The organism is Streptomyces sp. 4F14 (genome assembly GCF_048159485.1).
Lineage (GTDB): Bacteria > Actinomycetota > Actinomycetes > Streptomycetales > Streptomycetaceae > Streptomyces.
Genome location: NZ_JBLRVY010000041.1, coordinates 1 through 16,038 on the forward strand (window position 1 = coordinate 1; position 16,038 = coordinate 16,038).

Genomic DNA, 16,038 nt, shown 5'->3' on the forward strand with positions numbered 1-16,038 from the left:
CCGGTCAGAACTGCGTTGAAGTCGCCGCCCTCTCCCCCAACATCGGCGTCCGCGACTCCAAGAACCCCACCGGCCCCCCCCCCCCCCCCCCCCCCCCCCCCCCGGGCCCCCCCCCCGCCCCCCCCCCCCGGGGGCCCCCGGGCCGCTGTGCCTGTCGCTCACGCCGGTTCGGGGACGACCGCGACGGCGCAGGGGCTGTGGTGCAGGACTCCGTGGGCGACGCGTCCGAGCTGGAGGCCGGCGTGTCCCGGGTGCCGGCGGGCGCCGACGACCAGGAGGTCAGCTCCGTGGGCGGCGGTCAGGAGGGCCGTGCGGGCAGGGCCTTCGACCGTGTGCCGGTACAGGTCGACGCCGTCGGGGGCGTCTTTCAGCGCCTGCTCCAGGGCTTCGGCCGCGTGCAGTTCGTGCAGCCGTGCCGGTTCCCCGGCGAGCAGCGGGTGGTCGGTGGACTCGCGGGCGGGGCAGCGCCAGGCGCGTACGGCGTCCAGGGCGGCGTGCCGCAGCCGGGCTTCCTTGACGGCGAAGTCGAGGGCCGCCGATTCCGTGCCCCGTTCGCCGATGCCGACGACGATCCGCGCCCGGGGGTGGTGGTCGCCGCGCACCACGATCACCGGGCAGTCGGCGCGGGCGGCGACGGCCAGGCCGACCGAGCCGAGCAGCAGCTCCGCCAGCCCGCCGCGCCCTCGGGTGCCGACCACCAGGAGCGACGCCTCGCGCCCCTCGCGGACGAGCGCGTACTCGGGTTCCTCGGGCAGGACGTCGAGGGAGATCTCGACGCCGGGCCTGCGCAGCGCCGCCCGGAGTTCGGCCGTGCGCAGGATGTCCTCGGCGCTGACGCGCGCACTTGAGGGGGCCTCGTAGCGCTCCCACAGGTTGGCGTGGACCAGGCGCAGCGGGGCGCCGCGCAGGGCGGCCTCGTCGACGGCCAGGTCGACGGCGCGCAGGCTGGGTTCGGACCCGTCCACGCCGACGACGACCGGGGGTGTCATCGCGTTCACCGCCCCGCGCCCAGGTCGAAGACGATCCGGGCCCGGACCTCGCCGCGCAGCACCTCGTCGATCGCGTCGTTGACGGCGGTGAGCGGGCGGGTCTCGCGGACGACCTCGGTGCGGCCGGCCGCGTGCAGCTGGAAGACCTCGGCGAGGTCCTGCCGGGTGCCGACGATCGAGCCGATCACGCTGGTGCCGTTCAGGACGGTGTCGAAGATCGGCAGGCGGACGGTGCCGTGCGCGGGCAGGGCGACCATGACGAGCTTGCCGCCACGCCGCAGCCCGGCGTTGACCGCCTCGAAGGCGGCGTCGTCGACCGCGAGGGCGATCGCGGCGTGGGCTCCGCCGTGCCGCTTGAGGACCGCGCCGACGTCGTCCTTGCGGGCGTCGATGACGAGGTCGGCGCCGAGCCGGGCGGCGAGGTCGAGCTTGTCGTCGGTGACGTCGATCGCCGCGACGGTGGCTCCGGCGATCTTGGCGTACTGCACGGCGAGGTGGCCGAGCCCGCCGACGCCGGAGACCGCCACCAACTGGGCGGGCCTGACGCCCGCGACCTTGAGGGCCTTGTACGTGGTGACGCCGGCGCAGGTCAGCGGGGCGGCGTCGAACGGGGACACGCCGTCGGGGACCGGCTGGGCGAAGTCGGCCCAGGCGAGCATCTTCTCGGCGTACCCGCCGTCGCAGCCGTACCCGGTGTTGACCTGCTCCTCGCACAGGGTCTCCCAGCCGGACAGGCAGTGTTCGCACCGCCCGCACGCCCGGCCCAGCCAGGGCACGGCGACACGCTGCCCGACGGTGAGCGTGGTGACGCCCTCGCCGAGTTCCTCGACCAGTCCGACGCCCTCGTGCCCGGGGACGAACGGCGGCGTCGGCTTCACGGGCCAGTCGCCGTGCGCGGCGTGGATGTCGGTGTGGCACAGCCCGGACGCCTCGACGCGGACGCGGACCTGGCCGGGGCCGGGCCGCGGGTCGGGGCGTTCCTCGATGACCAGGGGCTCGCCGAACGCTCGGACGACCGCTGCCTTCATGGGGGTTCCTCTTCTCCGGGGGATGCGTCAGTCGTGGGGGACGACGGCGACAGGCGCCGCGCAGTGGTGCAGGGCGGCGTGGGTGACGTGGCCGATGTGGGTGCCGAAGGGGTTGTGGCGGGTGCGGCGTCCGACGACGAGCAGGGACGCGTCGCGGGCGGCTTCCACGAGCCGGACGGCGGGATTGCCGTACCGGACCTGCTCGAAGACCTCCACGCCGGGGTGGTCGCTCCGCCAGGGCCGCAGAACCTCGGCCAGCTTCTCGGCGGCCTCCTGGAGGAGCGCCTCGTGCAGCGTCGGGTCGGCGGGGGTGCCGTACGCGACGTAGGGGGGCGGGTTCCAGGCGTGGACCACGCGCAGGGGGACGCCGTGGCGGGCGGCGGCCTCGAAGGCGAAGGTGATGAGGGTGTTGTCCGGGCGGTCGATGTCGAGGCCCAGGACGACGGGGCCGGTGGAGACCGGCGGGTCCTTCTTCACGAGCACCACGGGGCGGTGGGTGTTCGCGACGACGGACTGGCCGACGGAGCCGACGAGGAAGCCGGTGACGCCGCCGAGTCCGCGCGAGCCGAGGACGAGGAGTTCGGCGTCCTTCGACGCCTCGATCAGGGCGTCGGCGGGGTGGCCGGTGACCTGGGTGGTGCCGATCTCGATACCGGGATGGCGTCGGCGCAGGCCGTCGGCCGCTTCGCGGGGGACGCGGTCGGTCCAGTGCTGGTGGGTCTCGGGGCCGAGCAGCGGGGCCTGGGCCATGGGTTCGGGGACCGGCTCCCAGACCTGGACGAGCGTGAGCGGCAGGCCCAGCGAGGCGGCCCATTCGGCCGCGGCGAGGCTTTCGGGGGAGTCGTCGAGACCGACGGTCACCGTACGGGGCATGGGGTTCGTCTCCTTACGAGCGCGGTGGGCTGAGGGAGAGAGGCCCACCGCGCGTCCGGGGGTTCAGCGCAGCCAGGCGAGACGGGGTTCGTGCGCGACCCTTGCCTGACACCCCTCACTCTTCTCGCCCGCTCCCGCCACCGCCGGATGCCGAAGGTCCACCACCGGGGGCCGAACGGCCCTGTCCCCCGGGGACCGTTCGGCGCGATGCTCGCGTCCGGTCGTACCGAAGCGGATCATGAGGAACACCCGGCGGAAGGCAGGAGATGCCCGAGGACATGCGCGTCCCCCGATGGCACCGGCTGGCGCCCGGTCTCGTCACGCTCCGGGGCTACCGGCGTGCGTGGCTCACCGGCGACCTGCTGGCCGGGGTGACGGTGGCGACGTACCTGGTGCCGCAGGTCATGGCGTACGCGGGGGTGGCCGGGCTGGCGCCGGTCGCCGGGCTGTGGGCGATCCTGCCGGCGCTCGCGCTGTACGCGGTGTTCGGCTCCTCGCGGCTGCTGTCGGTGGGCCCGGAGTCGACGACCGCGCTGATGACGGCCACCGTGGTGGCGCCGCTCGCGGCCGGTGACCCCGGGGCGTACGCGCCGCTCGCGGCGGCCCTCGCGCTGACGGTCGGGCTGCTGTGCCTGGCCGCGCGTGCGGTGCGGCTCGGGTTCCTCGCGGACCTGCTGTCGCGCCCGGTCCTCGTCGGCTACCTGACCGGCGTGGCCCTGATCATGATGGTGGACCAGCTGCCGAAGCTGACCGGGGTGCGCACGTCCGGCACGGAGTTCCTCCCCCAGCTGTGGTCCTTCGTGCGCCGGGTGCCGGACGTCCGCCCCGCCACCGCCCTCCTGTCCGCCGCGGCCCTGGTGTTCCTGTTCCTGACGGCCCGGTACACGCGCTCCGTGCCGGGCCCGCTCCTGGCGGTCGCCCTGGCCACGGCCGCCGTCGCGGTGTTCGACCTCGACGAGCGGTACGGCGTGCGGGTGATCGGCGAGATCCCGGCCGGCCTGCCGGACCCGGCCGTCCCCGACCTGGGCGAGCTGCCGCACCTGGTGCTGCCCGCGCTCGGTGTCCTGCTGGTCGCCTACACGGACTTCGTGCTGACCGCGCGGGCGTTCAGCGACGGTCCCGGGATCGACGCCGATCAGGAGTTCCTCGCGCTGGGCGCGGTCAACCTCGGTGCGGGCGTGCTGCACGGCTTCCCGGTGTCCAGCAGCGCTAGCCGTACCGCGCTGGCCGCCTCGGCGCGCGCCCGCAGTCAGGCGTACTCGCTGGTCGCGGGGGTGGTGGTGCTGGCCGTGCTGCTGTTCCTCGGCCCGCTGCTGACCCGGATGCCGACGGCGGTCCTCGGGGCGCTCGTCGTGTACGCGGCGACGAGGATGATCGACCTGGCGGGCTTCCGGCGGCTGGCGTCCTTCCGGCGCCGTGAGCTGCTGCTGGCGGTGGGCTGTCTGGCCGGGGTGCTGGCCCTGGACATCCTGTACGGGGTGCTCGTGGCCGTCGGGTTGTCGGTGGCGAAGCTGCTGAGCCGGGTGGCGCGTCCGCACGACGCCGTGGAGGGGCTGGTGCCGGGGGTGGCCGGCATGCACGACGTCGACGACTACCCGGGGGCCCGTACGGTTCCCGGGCTGCTCGTGTACCGCTACGACTCGCCGCTGTTCTTCGCGAACGCGGAGGACTTCCGGCGCCGGGCGCTCGCCGCCGTGGACGACCAGAACGGGCCGGTGCACTGGTTCGTCCTCAACACGGAGGCCAACGTCGAGGTCGACATCACCGCGCTGGACGCCGTGGACGAACTGCGCCGTGAACTGGGCCGCCGCGGTGTCGTGTTCGCGCTCGCGCGGGTCAAGCAGGATCTGCTGGCCGACCTGCGGGCGTACGGGCTGGTGGAGTCGGTCGGCGAGGAGCGGATCTTCCCGACGCTGCCGACGGCGGTGGCCGCGTACCGGGCCTGGGAAGGGCGTCAGTAGGCGGGGACGCCGTGGGCCCGGAAGCGGGCGCGGACGCTCTCGGTGAGCTCCGGGGACGGGGTGGGGGTGTCGCGCAGCGGGAAGGGGATGCCGAGGGTGTCGTACTTGTGGGCGCCGAGTTTGTGGAAGGGCAGGACGTCGACGCGGTCCACGGCGGCGAGGCCGGCGACGAAGCGGGCCAGGCCGTCGATGGCGTCGGGGTCGTCGGTGCGGCCGGGGACCAGGACGTAGCGGATCCACATCGGGACGCCGAGGCGGTCGAGGCGGGTCGCGAAGGTGAGGGTGGGAGCGAGCCGGGCGCCGGTCAGGCGCCGGTAGGCCGCGATGTCGAAGGACTTGATGTCCAGCAGGACGAGGTCGGTGCGGGCGAGGAGGGTGTCGTCGGCGCGGTCGCCGAGGAAGCCGGAGGTGTCGAGGGCGGTGTGGAGGCCGAGGTCCTTGCAGCGGCGCAGGATCTCTCCGGTGAAGGCGGGCTGGAGGAGCGGTTCGCCGCCGGTGAGGGTGACGCCGCCGCCCGAGGCGGTGAGGAAGGGGCGGTGGCGCTCGATCCTCGCCATGACCTCGTCGGCGGTCGTCTCCGCGCCGTCGCGCAGGTGCCAGGTGTCGGGGTTGGCGCAGTACAGGCAGCGCAGCGGGCAGCCGGAGAGGAACAGGACGAACCGGGTCCCGGGGCCGTCCACGCCGGTGGACAGGTCCCAGGAGTGGATCCGGCCGGTCGTGGCACTCACAGCGACCCGTGGAAGGTGCGGCTGATCACGTCGAGCTGCTGCTCGCGGGTCAGACGGACGAAGTTGACGGCGTATCCGGAGACCCGGATGGTCAGGTCGGGGTACTTCTCCGGGTGGGCCATGGCGTCCTCCAGCGTGGCCCGGTCGAGGACGTTGACGTTCATGTGGAAGCCGCCGCCGGCCGTGTAGGCGTCGAGGATGCCGACGAGGTTCCCGGCGCGTTCGGCCGGGTTGTGGCCGAGGCCCTCCGGGGTGACGGTCGTGGTGAGGGAGATGCCGTCGCGGGCCTGTTCGTACGGCAGTTTCGCCACCGACAGGGCGGAGGCGGCGACGCCGTGGCGGTCGCGGCCGTTCATCGGGTTGGCGCCGGGCGCGAAGGGCTGTCCGGCGCGGCGCCCGTCGGGGGTGTTGCCGGTGTGCTTGCCGTAGACGACGTTCGAGGTGATCGTCAGGACGGACTGGGTGTGCTCGGCGCCCCGGTACGTGGGGTGGCGGCGCACCTTCGCCATGAACGACTCGACCAGGCCGACGGCGATCGTGTCGGCACGGTCGTCGTTGTTGCCGTAGGCGGGGAAGTCACCCTCGGTACGGAAGTCGACGGCGAGGCCGGTGGCGTCCCGGAACACCTTCACGCGCGCGTACTTGACGGCCGACAGGCTGTCCGCGGCGATCGACAGGCCCGCGATGCCGCAGGCCATGAAGCGGTGCACGGGGTGGTTGTGCAGGGCCATCTCCAGGCGTTCGTAGGCGTACTTGTCGTGCATGTAGTGGATGACGTTCAGGGTGTTGACGTAGGTCGCGGCCAGCCAGTCGAGGACCTTGTCGTACGCCGCCGACAGCTCCGCGAAGTCCAGGTACTCCCCCGTCAGCGGGGGCGCCGGGGGCGCGATCTGGTCGCCGGTCATCTCGTCCCGGCCGCCGTTGACCGCGTACAGCAGGGCCTTGGCGAGGTTGACGCGGGCGCCGAAGAACTGCATCTGGCGGCCGACCGCCATCGCGGAGACGCAGCAGGCGATCGCGGTGTCGTCGCCGGTGTGCGGGCGGGTCAGCTCGTCGGACTCGTACTGGACGGCGCTGGTGTCGATGGAGACGCGGGCGCAGAACTCCTTGAACCCCGCGGGGAGTCGGGGTGACCACAGGACGGTGAGGTTGGGTTCGGGGGCGGGGCCGAGGTTGTACAGGGTCTGGAGGAAGCGGAAGGAGGTGCGGGTGACGAGAGTGCGGTCGTCGGCGCCCATGCCGCCGATCGACTCCGTGACCCAGGTGGGGTCGCCGGAGAAGAGGGCGTCGTACTCCGGGGTGCGCAGGAAGCGGACGATACGGAGTTTGATGACGAAGTCGTCGATCAGCTCCTGGGCGCGGGTCTCGTCGAGGACGCCGTCGGTCAGGTCCCGCTGGAGGTAGACGTCGAGGAAAGTGGAGGTGCGGCCCAGGGACATCGCGGCGCCGTTCTGCTCCTTCACGGCGGCGAGGTAGCCCAGGTAGAGCCACTGGACGGCCTCGTGGGCGGTGGCGGCGGGGCGGGAGACATCGCAGCCGTAGGAGGCGGCCATCGTCGTCAGTTCGCCCAACGCCCTGATCTGCTCGGCGAGTTCCTCCCGGTCGCGGATGACGTCGGGGCTGGAGGGGCGGGCGTCCAGCAGGGCCCGTTCCGCCTGTTTGGCCTCGGTCAGCCGGTCGGTGCCGTACAGGGCGACGCGCCGGTAGTCGCCGATGATCCGGCCGCGTCCGTAGGCGTCGGGCAGGCCGGTGATGACGCCGGCCCGGCGGGCGGCGCGCATCTCGGGGGTGTACGCGTCGAAGACGCCGTCGTTGTGGGTCTTGCGGTAGGTGCCGAAGACCTTCGTGACGAACGGGTCGGGCTCGTAGCCGTACGCACGCAGACCGCTCTCCACCATGCGCAGGCCGCCGTTGGGCATGATCGCGCGCTTGAGGGGCGCGTCGGTCTGGAGACCCACGATCAGTTCGCGGTCGCGGTCGATCCAGCCGGGGGCATGGGAGGTGATCGTCGAGGGGGTGGCGGTGTCGACGTCAAGGACACCCCGGGCGCGTTCCTCGGGGAACAGGGCGCTGACCTTCTCCCAGACGGCCCGGGTGCGGTCGGTGGGGCCGGTCAGGAAGGACGCGTCGCCCTCGTACGGGGTGTAGTTGGCCTGGATGAAGGCGCGGACGTCGATCCGCTCCCGCCAGCCGCCGCCCGCGAAGCCCCGCCAGGCCGTCCGGCCCTCTTCCGCCGTGGTCACGGTCATCGCCGTTCCTCTCCCTTTGGCTCGTGCCTCGTGTCCTGCCTCTCGATGCTCGCCGTTCGTGATCGCCGGGAGGAGTGCCGGACAGGGCTCGGCAGAGGGCCGTTCGGCCCTGGATTCAGCAGATCCGCGGAAGCTGTTCGCCGAACGGCATCTCGACGGTGCGGCGGGCACCCACGAGAGTTCGCGGGTGACCCGGCCGCCGGGACCGGCGGGGAGGACCTCGCCGATGCGGACGGCTCCGGTGCCCTCGGGGAGGGACCGCAGGGCGGTGAGGGCTGCCTCGGCCGCATCGGGGGCGGTGAAGGTGATCAGGCAGCCCTCGTTGGCGACGGTGAGGGGGTCGAGGCCGAGGAGGTCGCAGGCGGAGGCGACCGGTTCGGGGACGGGGACGGCGTGCTCGTCGATCTCGACGGCGACCGAGGAGTCGCGGGCGATCTCATTGAGGGCGGCGGCGAGGCCGCCCCTCGTCGGGCCGCGCAGGGTGTGGATCGCGGGGCCGAGCGGGGCCAGGGCGGCCACCAGTCGGTGCAGGGGCCGGGTGTCGGAGGCGATGAGCGGCCGCCAGGCTCTCGGCCGATCCGTCCACCCCGGCGGTCACGTGACGCAGCATGATGCACGCCTCCTGGCCTGTTCCCGGGAAGGATGCCGGGCGCTTCTCCGGAGCCGGCGCAGCACCCGGGCGTCCCGCAGGGCGCTCAGCGCGAAGGCGACGCCCGCCGAGGCGAGCGCGTACCGCCCCCAGTACGCCGACCGTGGTGATCCCCGCACGGCCCACCTCCTCCCCTCCGTCTCCTCCCAGAGCATCACGGACCGGACCGCGCCACAGGGGGCCGTCCGGACCACTCCAGGTGCCGGACGGCCCCTGCTCGGGGCCGCGCTGCGGCCCGCACACTGGGCGGGACCCGCTTGCCAGACCCGCCGGCTCCGCGGTGCGGGGCGGGGAGGAGTCCTGATGTGGTCCACCGTTCTCAGCGCCCTGACGGCCCAGTCCCTGGTCTCGGCGGCCGTGGCGGCACCGTCCGTGCACAACACCCAGCCCTGGCGCTTCCGCCTCACCCCGGACGGCACGGCGTTCGAGGTCCGGGCCGCGGCGCACCGCGGGCTGCGGCACATCGACCCGATGGGCCGCGCCCTGCATGTGTCCGTCGGCTGCGCGGTCCTCAATCTGCGGGTGGCTGTGGCCCGGTTCGGCCGCGAGCCGGTGACCCGGCTGCTGCCCTCCCCCGGTGAGCCGGAACTGCTGGCCACCGTGCGGCTCGGCGGCCCGGCGCGAGGTGGTGCGCCGGCCGCCAGGCTGTACGAGGCGCTGTGGTATCGGCACAGCAGCCGGCTCCCCTTCTCCGACGTGCCGGTTCCCCGGGCCGTACTGACGGAACTCGCGGAGGCGGCGCACTACGAGGGCGCCGTGCTGAGCCGTCCCGGTCCGCAGGAGACGGAGCGGCTGCTGCGGCTCACGTGGGACGCCGAGCACCGCAACACCGCCGACGCCGACCGGGCCGAGGAGAGCCGTCATTGGGTGCGCGGGCCGGACGGGGAGGGCCTCGGGCTGCCGCCCGGTGTGCTCGGGCCGCAGGACTTCCGCGACCGCGTCCCCCTGCGGGACTTCGGCGCCCACCGGCACCCGTCGGACCTGCCCTCCCGGCCCTTCGAGCGGTGTCCGGTGCTCGTCGTGCTGTCGACGGCGCACGACCGGCGTGCCGACTGGCTGCGGGCGGGGCAGGCCCTGGAGCGCCTGCTGCTGGTGGCCACCGCCCACGGCCTGCGCGCGTCCCTCCTGCACCAGTCCCTGGAATGGCCCGACCTGCGTGAACAACTCGTCCCCGGCGTGGACGGCCGCAGGGCTCACGCGCAGATGGTGATCCGGCTCGGTTACGGCCCGGAGGGCGCCGCGACACCGCGCCGCCCTGCGTGGCAGGCCATGGACGAAAGGGTGCGGGACGTCCCCGGTCCACGGCTCCCGGCCTAGCGAGAGTGACGGCCACGGCGAGCGCCGGGTCCGTTCCGGGAACGGCGGTGTGCGGGCCCGGCGGCGCCGCTCACCCGCCGGTCGGCACCAGCAGCACGGGGCAGGGGGAATGCGCCAGCAGGGTGTGCGTGACCGGCCCCGAGTGGTGAGCGCCGATGACGACGACGGACGCCTCGTGGCCGGCGTCCAGGAGGGCGTGGGCGGGGTCGGTGTCCACGGCGCGGATCTCGACCGGCACGTGGGGGTGTTCCTCGCGCAGCCGGGCGACGCCGAACCGGGGCACGGCCCGCTCGGCCCGCTCGTCCTGCGCCCGGCGCCGCTGGCCGGGGCTGGTCGCGGGGATCGGCGAGGGCATCTCGGGGGTGGTGTGCCGGTGGGCCATGGCGTGCAGGACCCGCAAGGGTGCCTGACGGCGTTCGGCCTCCTGGAAGGCGTACACGGCCGCCTCGTCGTCGGCGTCGCCCCGCAGGCCGAGCACCACCGGGCGGTCGTCGCGAGCGGGGTCGCGGGGGCGGTCGTCGCGTACGACGAGGAGGGGCCCGCGTGCCCGTGCGGCCAGCCTGAGGCTCACGGACCCGGCGAGGAGACCGGCAACGGGGCCGAAGCCCCGGGTGCCGACGACCGTCAGGGCCGCGCTCGCGCTCTCGCGGGCGAGCACCTCCACCGGCCCGCCCTCGGCCGCTTCGGCGACGACCTGTAGCCCAGGCCACCGCAGGCGCGTGCGGGTGGCGGCCGAGGCCAGCACCGGCCCGGCCTCGTCACGGTCGCGCACGGCGTACACGACGCGCAGCGCGGTGGCGCGGCGTACGGCTTCCTCGGCGGCGCGGTCCAGTGCGCGGACGGCGCCCGGTGAACCGTCCACGCCGACGACGACGTTCTGGCGAGTCATGACTCGTTCCCCTTCCCCACGACTTCCCCACGACGAGCGGTGGTGGTCGGCACCGCCGCTGTGAAGCGATGCTGGTCCTCCGCGGGGGCGGGAGACAGGGGCCTCAGGAACCCTCCCGGTATGCCGGACGGCCCCTTGCGGTGGGCCGGCCGGCCCTGTCAGCCCTCGATGCGGCGTCCGGTGAGGGCGAGGGGCTCGATGCGCAGCCACAGGTCGCGCGGGCCGCCCGCCCAGGGGTCGCTGTGGGCCGTCTCGGCCAGCCGGAGCGCTTCGGCGGGGTCGGTGACTCGGCGGGCGTATCCCCGCACGAGGACGCTCCAGCCCCCGCTGAACGCCTCGTCGATCCGGTCGGTCTCCAGGGCCACGCGACAGCCGTCGGCCTGGGCGAGGACGGTGCCGGGGGCGGTGCGGTAGACGACGGCGCCAGCGACGACACCGTAGTTGACAGGCACGACCAGGGGGCCCTCGACGGTGGGCACGGCGAGGCGTCCCACACCGTGCGTGGCGAGCAGGTCACGGCATTCGGCCGGCGTCAGCTCGACGAGGTGGGTGCGGCGGGCCCCGCCGAGGCCGGCGGGGTGCTCGGCCGCCGCGCCGGTGAGGGCCGCGACGGTGGTCTCCAGGGCGTCGGCGAGCCTGCGCAGCACGCCGGAGCCGGGGGCCGCCCCGGCCCGCTCCTCCAGGTAGCCGAGGTAGCCGGGCGCCATGCCGGCCCGTAGGGCGATCTCCTGGCGGGTGCGGCCGAGTTCGGTCCGGCGCCGGGTGATGCGGCGTCCCAGGTCGCCCACGCGCGGCGGCGGGTCGTGTGCCGTCACGGTGATCGCTTCCCCTCGTCGTGCGACGCGGGCGTCTCCTACTTTCCGCGCCGCTCCTGCGGCTCCGTCGCCTCCAGGTGCGAGGCCAGCACGGCGGCCTGGACCCGGCGCTGGACGCCGAGTTTGGCGAGGAGGCGGGAGATGTGGTTCTTGACGGTCTTCTCGGAGAGGTACAGCTTCTTGCCGATCTCCCGGTTGGTGAGGCCCTCGCCGATGAGGGCGAGGATGTCGCGTTCGCGGGGGGACAGGCCCGCGAGTTCGTCGGGGACGGCCGGGGTCCCGGCGGGTTCGGCGCGCAGGGAGCGCATCAGGCGAGCCGTCGTGGCGGGGTCCAGCATCGACTGGCCGGTGGCGACCGTGCGGACCGCCGAGACGAGGTCGGAGCCCTTGATCTGCTTGAGGACGTAGCCGGAGGCCCCGGCCATGATGGCGTCGAGGAGGGCGTCCTCGTCGTCGAAGGACGTCAGCATCAGGCAGGCCAGTCCGGGCATGCGGTCGCGCAGTTCCCGGCAGACGGTGATGCCGTCGCCGTCGGGCAGGCGGACGTCCAGGACGGCGACGTCGGGCCGCAGCGCCGGGCCCCGCGCGAGCGCGTGCTCGACCGTCCCGGCGTCACCGACGACCGTGATGTCCGGTTCCGCGTCGAGCAGGTCCGTCAGGCCCCGGCGTACGACCTCGTGGTCGTCGAGCAGGAACACACGGATCGGGTCCTGCTCGGTGAACGCACGCGCCTGCGTCATGACGGCCTCTCATTGTGTGCCGGTGCTGCCCATGCCGATCATCACCGGCCGCAGGACAGCACACTAGGGCCGACCGGCCCCATTCTCCTGGGGCACCAACTCGAAGTCCACGTCCACGACTCCCTCCACCGCCCTCACCAACCGTGCCGCCACGGGCACCAGGGAGCTGTCACGGATCCGTCCGGCGAGGGTGACCACGCCGTCATGGACGTCGACCCGCAGCTCGGAGGCCGGCGGCGGGAAGAGATGGGCGACGACTTCGCGGCGGACCTCCTCGGCGATGCTCTCGTCCCCGCGCAGGAACACCTTGAGCAGGTCGGTGCGGCTGACGATGCCCTCCAGCCTGCCCAGAGCGTCCACGACCGGCAGGCGCTTGACGCGAGCGCGCGCCATCACGCGGGCGGCCTGGGCGAGCGTGGTGTCGGGCCGGACGCTCAGAGCGGGCGCCGTCATCAGGTCCCGAGCCCGCACGCCGCCTGCTTTCTGGATGTCCTTGATGCGGCGCAGTTGGGTGTACCGGTCGGGATCTCCGTCGCGGAACTCCTCCTTGCACAGGAGATCCGCCTCGGAGACGACGCCGACGACGCGGTCCTCGCCCTCCACGACGGGCAGGGCGCTGACCCGCCACTCCTGCATCAGCCGCACGATCTCCTTGAAGGTCGCGTCCCGTCCGACGCTGACGACGGTGTGCGTCATGACGTCGCTGACGACGTGGGGTGTGCCGTGCATCGCGTCCCTCCCTCTCAGATACGGGTGCCGGCACCGTACGGCGCGTACAGGTCGAGCAGCCGGGTGCGGGCCGAGCGCAGGCGGTGGGCCAGGATGCCGCCCACCCACAGGGCGATGGAGTTGCCGAGCACCGGGTCGTCCTCGCACAGCGAGCGCACGGCGGTGCCGTCGAACTCGTACGCCCGTACCAAGGTCGTCGCCTTGGCGCCCAGGTGCCAGGCGTGCGGGCCGAGCAGCCAGGACCAGCCGACGAGTTCGTCGTGGCCGAGGCTCTCGATGACGGCCGCGCGCCGGCCGGGCACGTGCATGTCGAGTTCGACACGGCCCGTACGGATCACCCAGAACCGGTCGGCCCGGCCGCCCTCCTCGAAGAGCCGGGTGCCCGGCTCGAAGGACACCTCGCGGGCGAAGCGCATCAGCCGCTGCCGGTGCTCCGCCGGGAGGGCGCGCAGCATGCTGGGGGTGGGGGCGGCGTTCATGGCGGCTCCTCCAGGAGTGTACGGCGGTCTGCTGCCAGCGTGGATCCGCCGTCGGCGGTGGGCCATGGGCCGCCCGGCCCGTCCGCCGCGCCGAACGGCACCCGCATCCGAACGGCCGCGCGAAGAGGGCCGTTCGGCCCTGCGGGCACCGACCTTCGGCATCCGGCGACTCCCGGCTCACCTCGTGAGAGTGAGAGGTGTCAGGCACCGACCGGATCCGAAGGGACATCACCGCCATGGCCGTGCACGAGCACCCCCACCACCGTTCCGGGTTCCACCTGCCGTCCCTGCGCGGGCACCGGACCACCACCGCGGGCGAGACCGTCCGCACGTACTCCGCGTCGGCGTACGCGTTCGCCTCGCTGCGGCTGCTCACCGGGTTCGTGTTCCTGTGGGCGTTCCTGGACAAGACCTTCGGCTTCGGTTACGCCACCGCGTCCGGCAAGGGCTGGATCGACGGCGGATCCCCCACGAAGGGCTTCCTCTCCCACGTCGCCGCCGGCCCCATGGAGTCGACGTTCCACTCCTGGGCCGGGGACGCCTGGGCCGACTGGCTGTTCATGCTCGCCCTCCTCGGCATCGGCCTCGCCCTCACCGCCGGCATCGCGCTGCGGCTCACCGCCGCCGCCGGGACCGCGCTGATGGCGTTCATGTGGATCGCCGAATGGCCACCGGCCAAGCACCTCTCCGACGGGACGGCAAGCATGTCGACGAACCCGTTCGCCGACTACCACCTGATCTACGCGATCGTCCTGATCGTCCTCGCGGTGGCCGCCGCCGGCGACGCACTGGGCCTCGGCCGCCGGTGGGCCCGCCTCGCCTTCGTCCGCGACCACACCTGGCTGCGCTGAACAACCGAACCCCCGGACGCGCGGTGGGCTCTCTCCCTCGGCCCACCGCGCCCGCAAGGAGGCGGACATCCATGCCCCGTACCATCACCGTCGGTCTCGACGGATCCCGCGAAAGCCTCGCCGCGGCCGAATGGGCCGCCCGTGAAGCGCACTCCCTCGGACTGCCGCTGAAGCTCCTGCAGATCTGGGAGCCGGTGCCCGCCCCGATGGCGCAGGCCCCGCTCCTGGGGGCCGAGACCCACCAGCACTGGACCGACCGCATCCCCCGCCAAGCGGCCGCAGGGCTGCGCGAGCGCCACCCCGGCATCGAGGTGACCGGCGAGCATCTCTCCGGCTCGCCCGCCGACGTCCTGGCCCGGGCCTCGAAGGACGCCGAGCTCCTCGTCCTGGGCTCCCGCGGACTCGGCGGGATCGGCGGCTTCCTGGTCGGCTCCGTCGGCCTGTCCGTGCTGGCCCACGCCCAGCGCCCCGTGGTGTTCGTCAGGGCCCCCTGGCAGGAGGCCGAGCGTCCCGTGGTCCTGGGCCTGGACACCGACCACCCGGACAGCACCCTCATGGACTTCGCCTTCGACGCCGCCGCCCGTCGGGGCACCGCCCTGCGCGTGGTGCACGCCTGGAATCCGTCGCCGTACATCGCGTACGGCACGCCCGACAACCCGGCGCTGCACGAGGCACTGGCGCTGGACGACGCCGAGACGCTGGCCGACGCGGTGCGGCCCTGGCGGCGCAAGTTCCCGGACGTCGAGGTCACCGAGGAATCCGTCCACGGCAGCGCCGCCGCGCACCTCGTGGCCGCCTCCCGGGAAGCGTCCCTGGTCGTCGTCGGACGCCGGGGCCGCCGCAGCCCGTTCGGCACCCACATCGGGCACGTCACCCACGCCGTCCTGCACCACTCCCCCGCCCCCGTCGCCGTCGTCTCCCACAACTGACGGCCCGGAAGGAAGAAGAGGATCCCATGCGACCGATCGTCGTCGGCGTCGACGACTCCGAGCCGAGCCTGCGGGCCATGGACTGGGCGGTGGACGAAGCCGCCCTGCGCGGCGTGCCCCTGCACCTGGTGCACGCCACCACCTGGCGCCACGACGGGGACGACGGCTGGACCCACGACCGTCGCCTCCTGGAATCCGCGGCCCGCCGCGCCCACCACCGCGCCCCGGACGTGAAGATCACCACCGAGGTGGCCGCCGAGGAACCCCCGCAGGCCCTGCTGCGGGCCGCCCGCGACGCCGGCGCTCTGGTCCTCGGCAGCCGGGGCCGCCCCGGACTCGCCGAACTGCTGCGCGGCTCGGTGAGCCTGGCCGTGACCGCCCGCGCCGAGTGCCCCGTCATCGTCGTGCGCGGCCACCACGACAACAGGGCCCGCCCCGGGGTGCACGGCCGGGTCGTGGTCGGGGTCGGCGGGCCCGCCGCCGTGCGGTTCGCGGTGCGTGAGGCCGAGGTGCGGGACGCGGAACTGGAAGCCGTACGCACCTGGCGGTCCCCCACGCGAGCCGACGCCCCGCCCCGCGAACAGCGGGCCTCCGCCGCGCTGGAGCGGGCGCTGCGGCACGCGCCCGAGAAGCTGCGGATACGGCGTCGTACCGCCGAGGGGCATGCCCGCGAGCTTCTCGTGTCCGCGTCGTTCGCGGCCGACCTGCTGGTCGTGGGCACCCAGTCCCGCGCCGGCCGTCTCAGCCTGGTCACCCACCGGGTCCTGCACGACTCCGCCTGCCCCGTCGCCGTCGTACCCGAACGGCGCTGA

At 73.9% G+C, this 16,038-nt stretch carries 15 protein-coding genes and 1 pseudogene; 6 read left to right on the top strand and 10 right to left on the bottom strand.

Annotated features, from left to right (window positions below):
- A pseudogene (locus ACLZOT_RS44675) lies at positions 1 to 68 on the top strand (DUF397 domain-containing protein); the annotation flags it as partial.
- Positions 69 to 158: 90 nt separating this feature from the next.
- On the opposite strand, the gene ACLZOT_RS44680 reads toward ACLZOT_RS44675, so the two are convergent.
- The 3 genes from ACLZOT_RS44680 to ACLZOT_RS44690 are packed head-to-tail and all read right to left on the bottom strand — an operon-like array spanning position 159 to position 2,890.
- Entirely contained in the window at positions 159 to 989 is an 831-nt protein-coding gene (locus ACLZOT_RS44680; RefSeq protein WP_416974994.1) for a universal stress protein, read from the bottom strand.
- Between the two features lie 5 nt (positions 990 to 994).
- Positions 995 to 2,017 (bottom strand): zinc-dependent alcohol dehydrogenase, encoded by a 1,023-nt coding sequence (locus ACLZOT_RS44685; RefSeq protein WP_416974995.1) that lies wholly within the window; start codon positions 2,015 to 2,017, stop codon positions 995 to 997.
- Positions 2,018 to 2,044: 27 nt separating this feature from the next.
- Positions 2,045 to 2,890, bottom strand: a complete 846-nt coding sequence (locus tag ACLZOT_RS44690; RefSeq protein WP_416974996.1) for a universal stress protein — start codon at positions 2,888 to 2,890, stop codon at positions 2,045 to 2,047.
- A gap of 278 nt (positions 2,891 to 3,168) precedes the next feature.
- Between ACLZOT_RS44690 and sulP the strand changes: the two genes are divergently transcribed.
- Positions 3,169 to 4,851 (top strand): sulfate permease, encoded by a 1,683-nt coding sequence (gene sulP, locus ACLZOT_RS44695; RefSeq protein ID WP_416974997.1) that lies wholly within the window; start codon positions 3,169 to 3,171, stop codon positions 4,849 to 4,851.
- On the opposite strand, the gene pflA is transcribed toward sulP, so the two are convergent.
- Positions 4,845 to 5,579, bottom strand: coding sequence for a pyruvate formate-lyase-activating protein (pflA, locus tag ACLZOT_RS44700; protein WP_416974998.1), 735 nt, complete (start codon positions 5,577 to 5,579; stop codon positions 4,845 to 4,847). The genes sulP and pflA overlap by 7 nt on opposite strands.
- Positions 5,576 to 8,347 (bottom strand): formate C-acetyltransferase, encoded by a 2,772-nt coding sequence (pflB, locus tag ACLZOT_RS44705; RefSeq protein ID WP_416974999.1) that lies wholly within the window; start codon positions 8,345 to 8,347, stop codon positions 5,576 to 5,578. Before pflB ends, pflA begins: the two co-directional genes overlap by 4 nt.
- Before the next feature lie 433 nt (positions 8,348 to 8,780).
- Here pflB and ACLZOT_RS44710 point away from each other — a divergent pair, with 433 nt between their 5' ends.
- A complete protein-coding gene (locus ACLZOT_RS44710) occupies positions 8,781 to 9,794 on the top strand; it encodes an Acg family FMN-binding oxidoreductase (RefSeq protein ID WP_416975000.1) in 1,014 nt (337 codons plus the stop codon).
- Positions 9,795 to 9,864: 70 nt separating this feature from the next.
- Here ACLZOT_RS44710 and ACLZOT_RS44715 read toward each other — a convergent pair whose 3' ends face one another.
- The 5 genes from ACLZOT_RS44715 to ACLZOT_RS44735 all read right to left on the bottom strand — a co-directional run bounded on the left by ACLZOT_RS44715 (position 9,865) and on the right by ACLZOT_RS44735 (position 13,446).
- Positions 9,865 to 10,683, bottom strand: coding sequence for a universal stress protein (locus ACLZOT_RS44715; RefSeq protein ID WP_416975001.1), 819 nt, complete (start codon positions 10,681 to 10,683; stop codon positions 9,865 to 9,867).
- A gap of 158 nt (positions 10,684 to 10,841) precedes the next feature.
- Positions 10,842 to 11,498: a helix-turn-helix domain-containing protein gene (locus tag ACLZOT_RS44720; RefSeq protein ID WP_416975002.1), complete on the bottom strand. Its 657-nt coding sequence runs from the start codon at positions 11,496 to 11,498 to the stop codon at positions 10,842 to 10,844.
- A gap of 38 nt (positions 11,499 to 11,536) precedes the next feature.
- Entirely contained in the window at positions 11,537 to 12,238 is a 702-nt protein-coding gene (locus tag ACLZOT_RS44725; protein WP_416975003.1) for a response regulator, read from the bottom strand.
- Positions 12,239 to 12,301: 63 nt separating this feature from the next.
- The gene (locus ACLZOT_RS44730; protein ID WP_416975004.1) at positions 12,302 to 12,967 is read right to left on the bottom strand and encodes a CBS domain-containing protein; all 666 of its coding nucleotides are present in this window, start codon (positions 12,965 to 12,967) and stop codon (positions 12,302 to 12,304) included.
- 14 nt (positions 12,968 to 12,981) lie between these two features.
- Positions 12,982 to 13,446: a cyclic nucleotide-binding domain-containing protein gene (locus tag ACLZOT_RS44735; protein WP_416975005.1), complete on the bottom strand. Its 465-nt coding sequence runs from the start codon at positions 13,444 to 13,446 to the stop codon at positions 12,982 to 12,984.
- 236 nt (positions 13,447 to 13,682) lie between these two features.
- On the opposite strand from ACLZOT_RS44735, the gene ACLZOT_RS44740 reads away from it, so the two are divergent.
- The 3 genes from ACLZOT_RS44740 to ACLZOT_RS44750 all read left to right on the top strand — a co-directional run bounded on the left by ACLZOT_RS44740 (position 13,683) and on the right by ACLZOT_RS44750 (position 16,038).
- The gene (locus ACLZOT_RS44740) at positions 13,683 to 14,297 is read left to right on the top strand and encodes a hypothetical protein (protein WP_416975006.1); all 615 of its coding nucleotides are present in this window, start codon (positions 13,683 to 13,685) and stop codon (positions 14,295 to 14,297) included.
- A gap of 71 nt (positions 14,298 to 14,368) precedes the next feature.
- Positions 14,369 to 15,226, top strand: coding sequence for a universal stress protein (locus ACLZOT_RS44745; protein ID WP_416975007.1), 858 nt, complete (start codon positions 14,369 to 14,371; stop codon positions 15,224 to 15,226).
- Positions 15,227 to 15,252: 26 nt separating this feature from the next.
- Entirely contained in the window at positions 15,253 to 16,038 is a 786-nt protein-coding gene (locus tag ACLZOT_RS44750) for a universal stress protein (RefSeq protein ID WP_416975008.1), read from the top strand.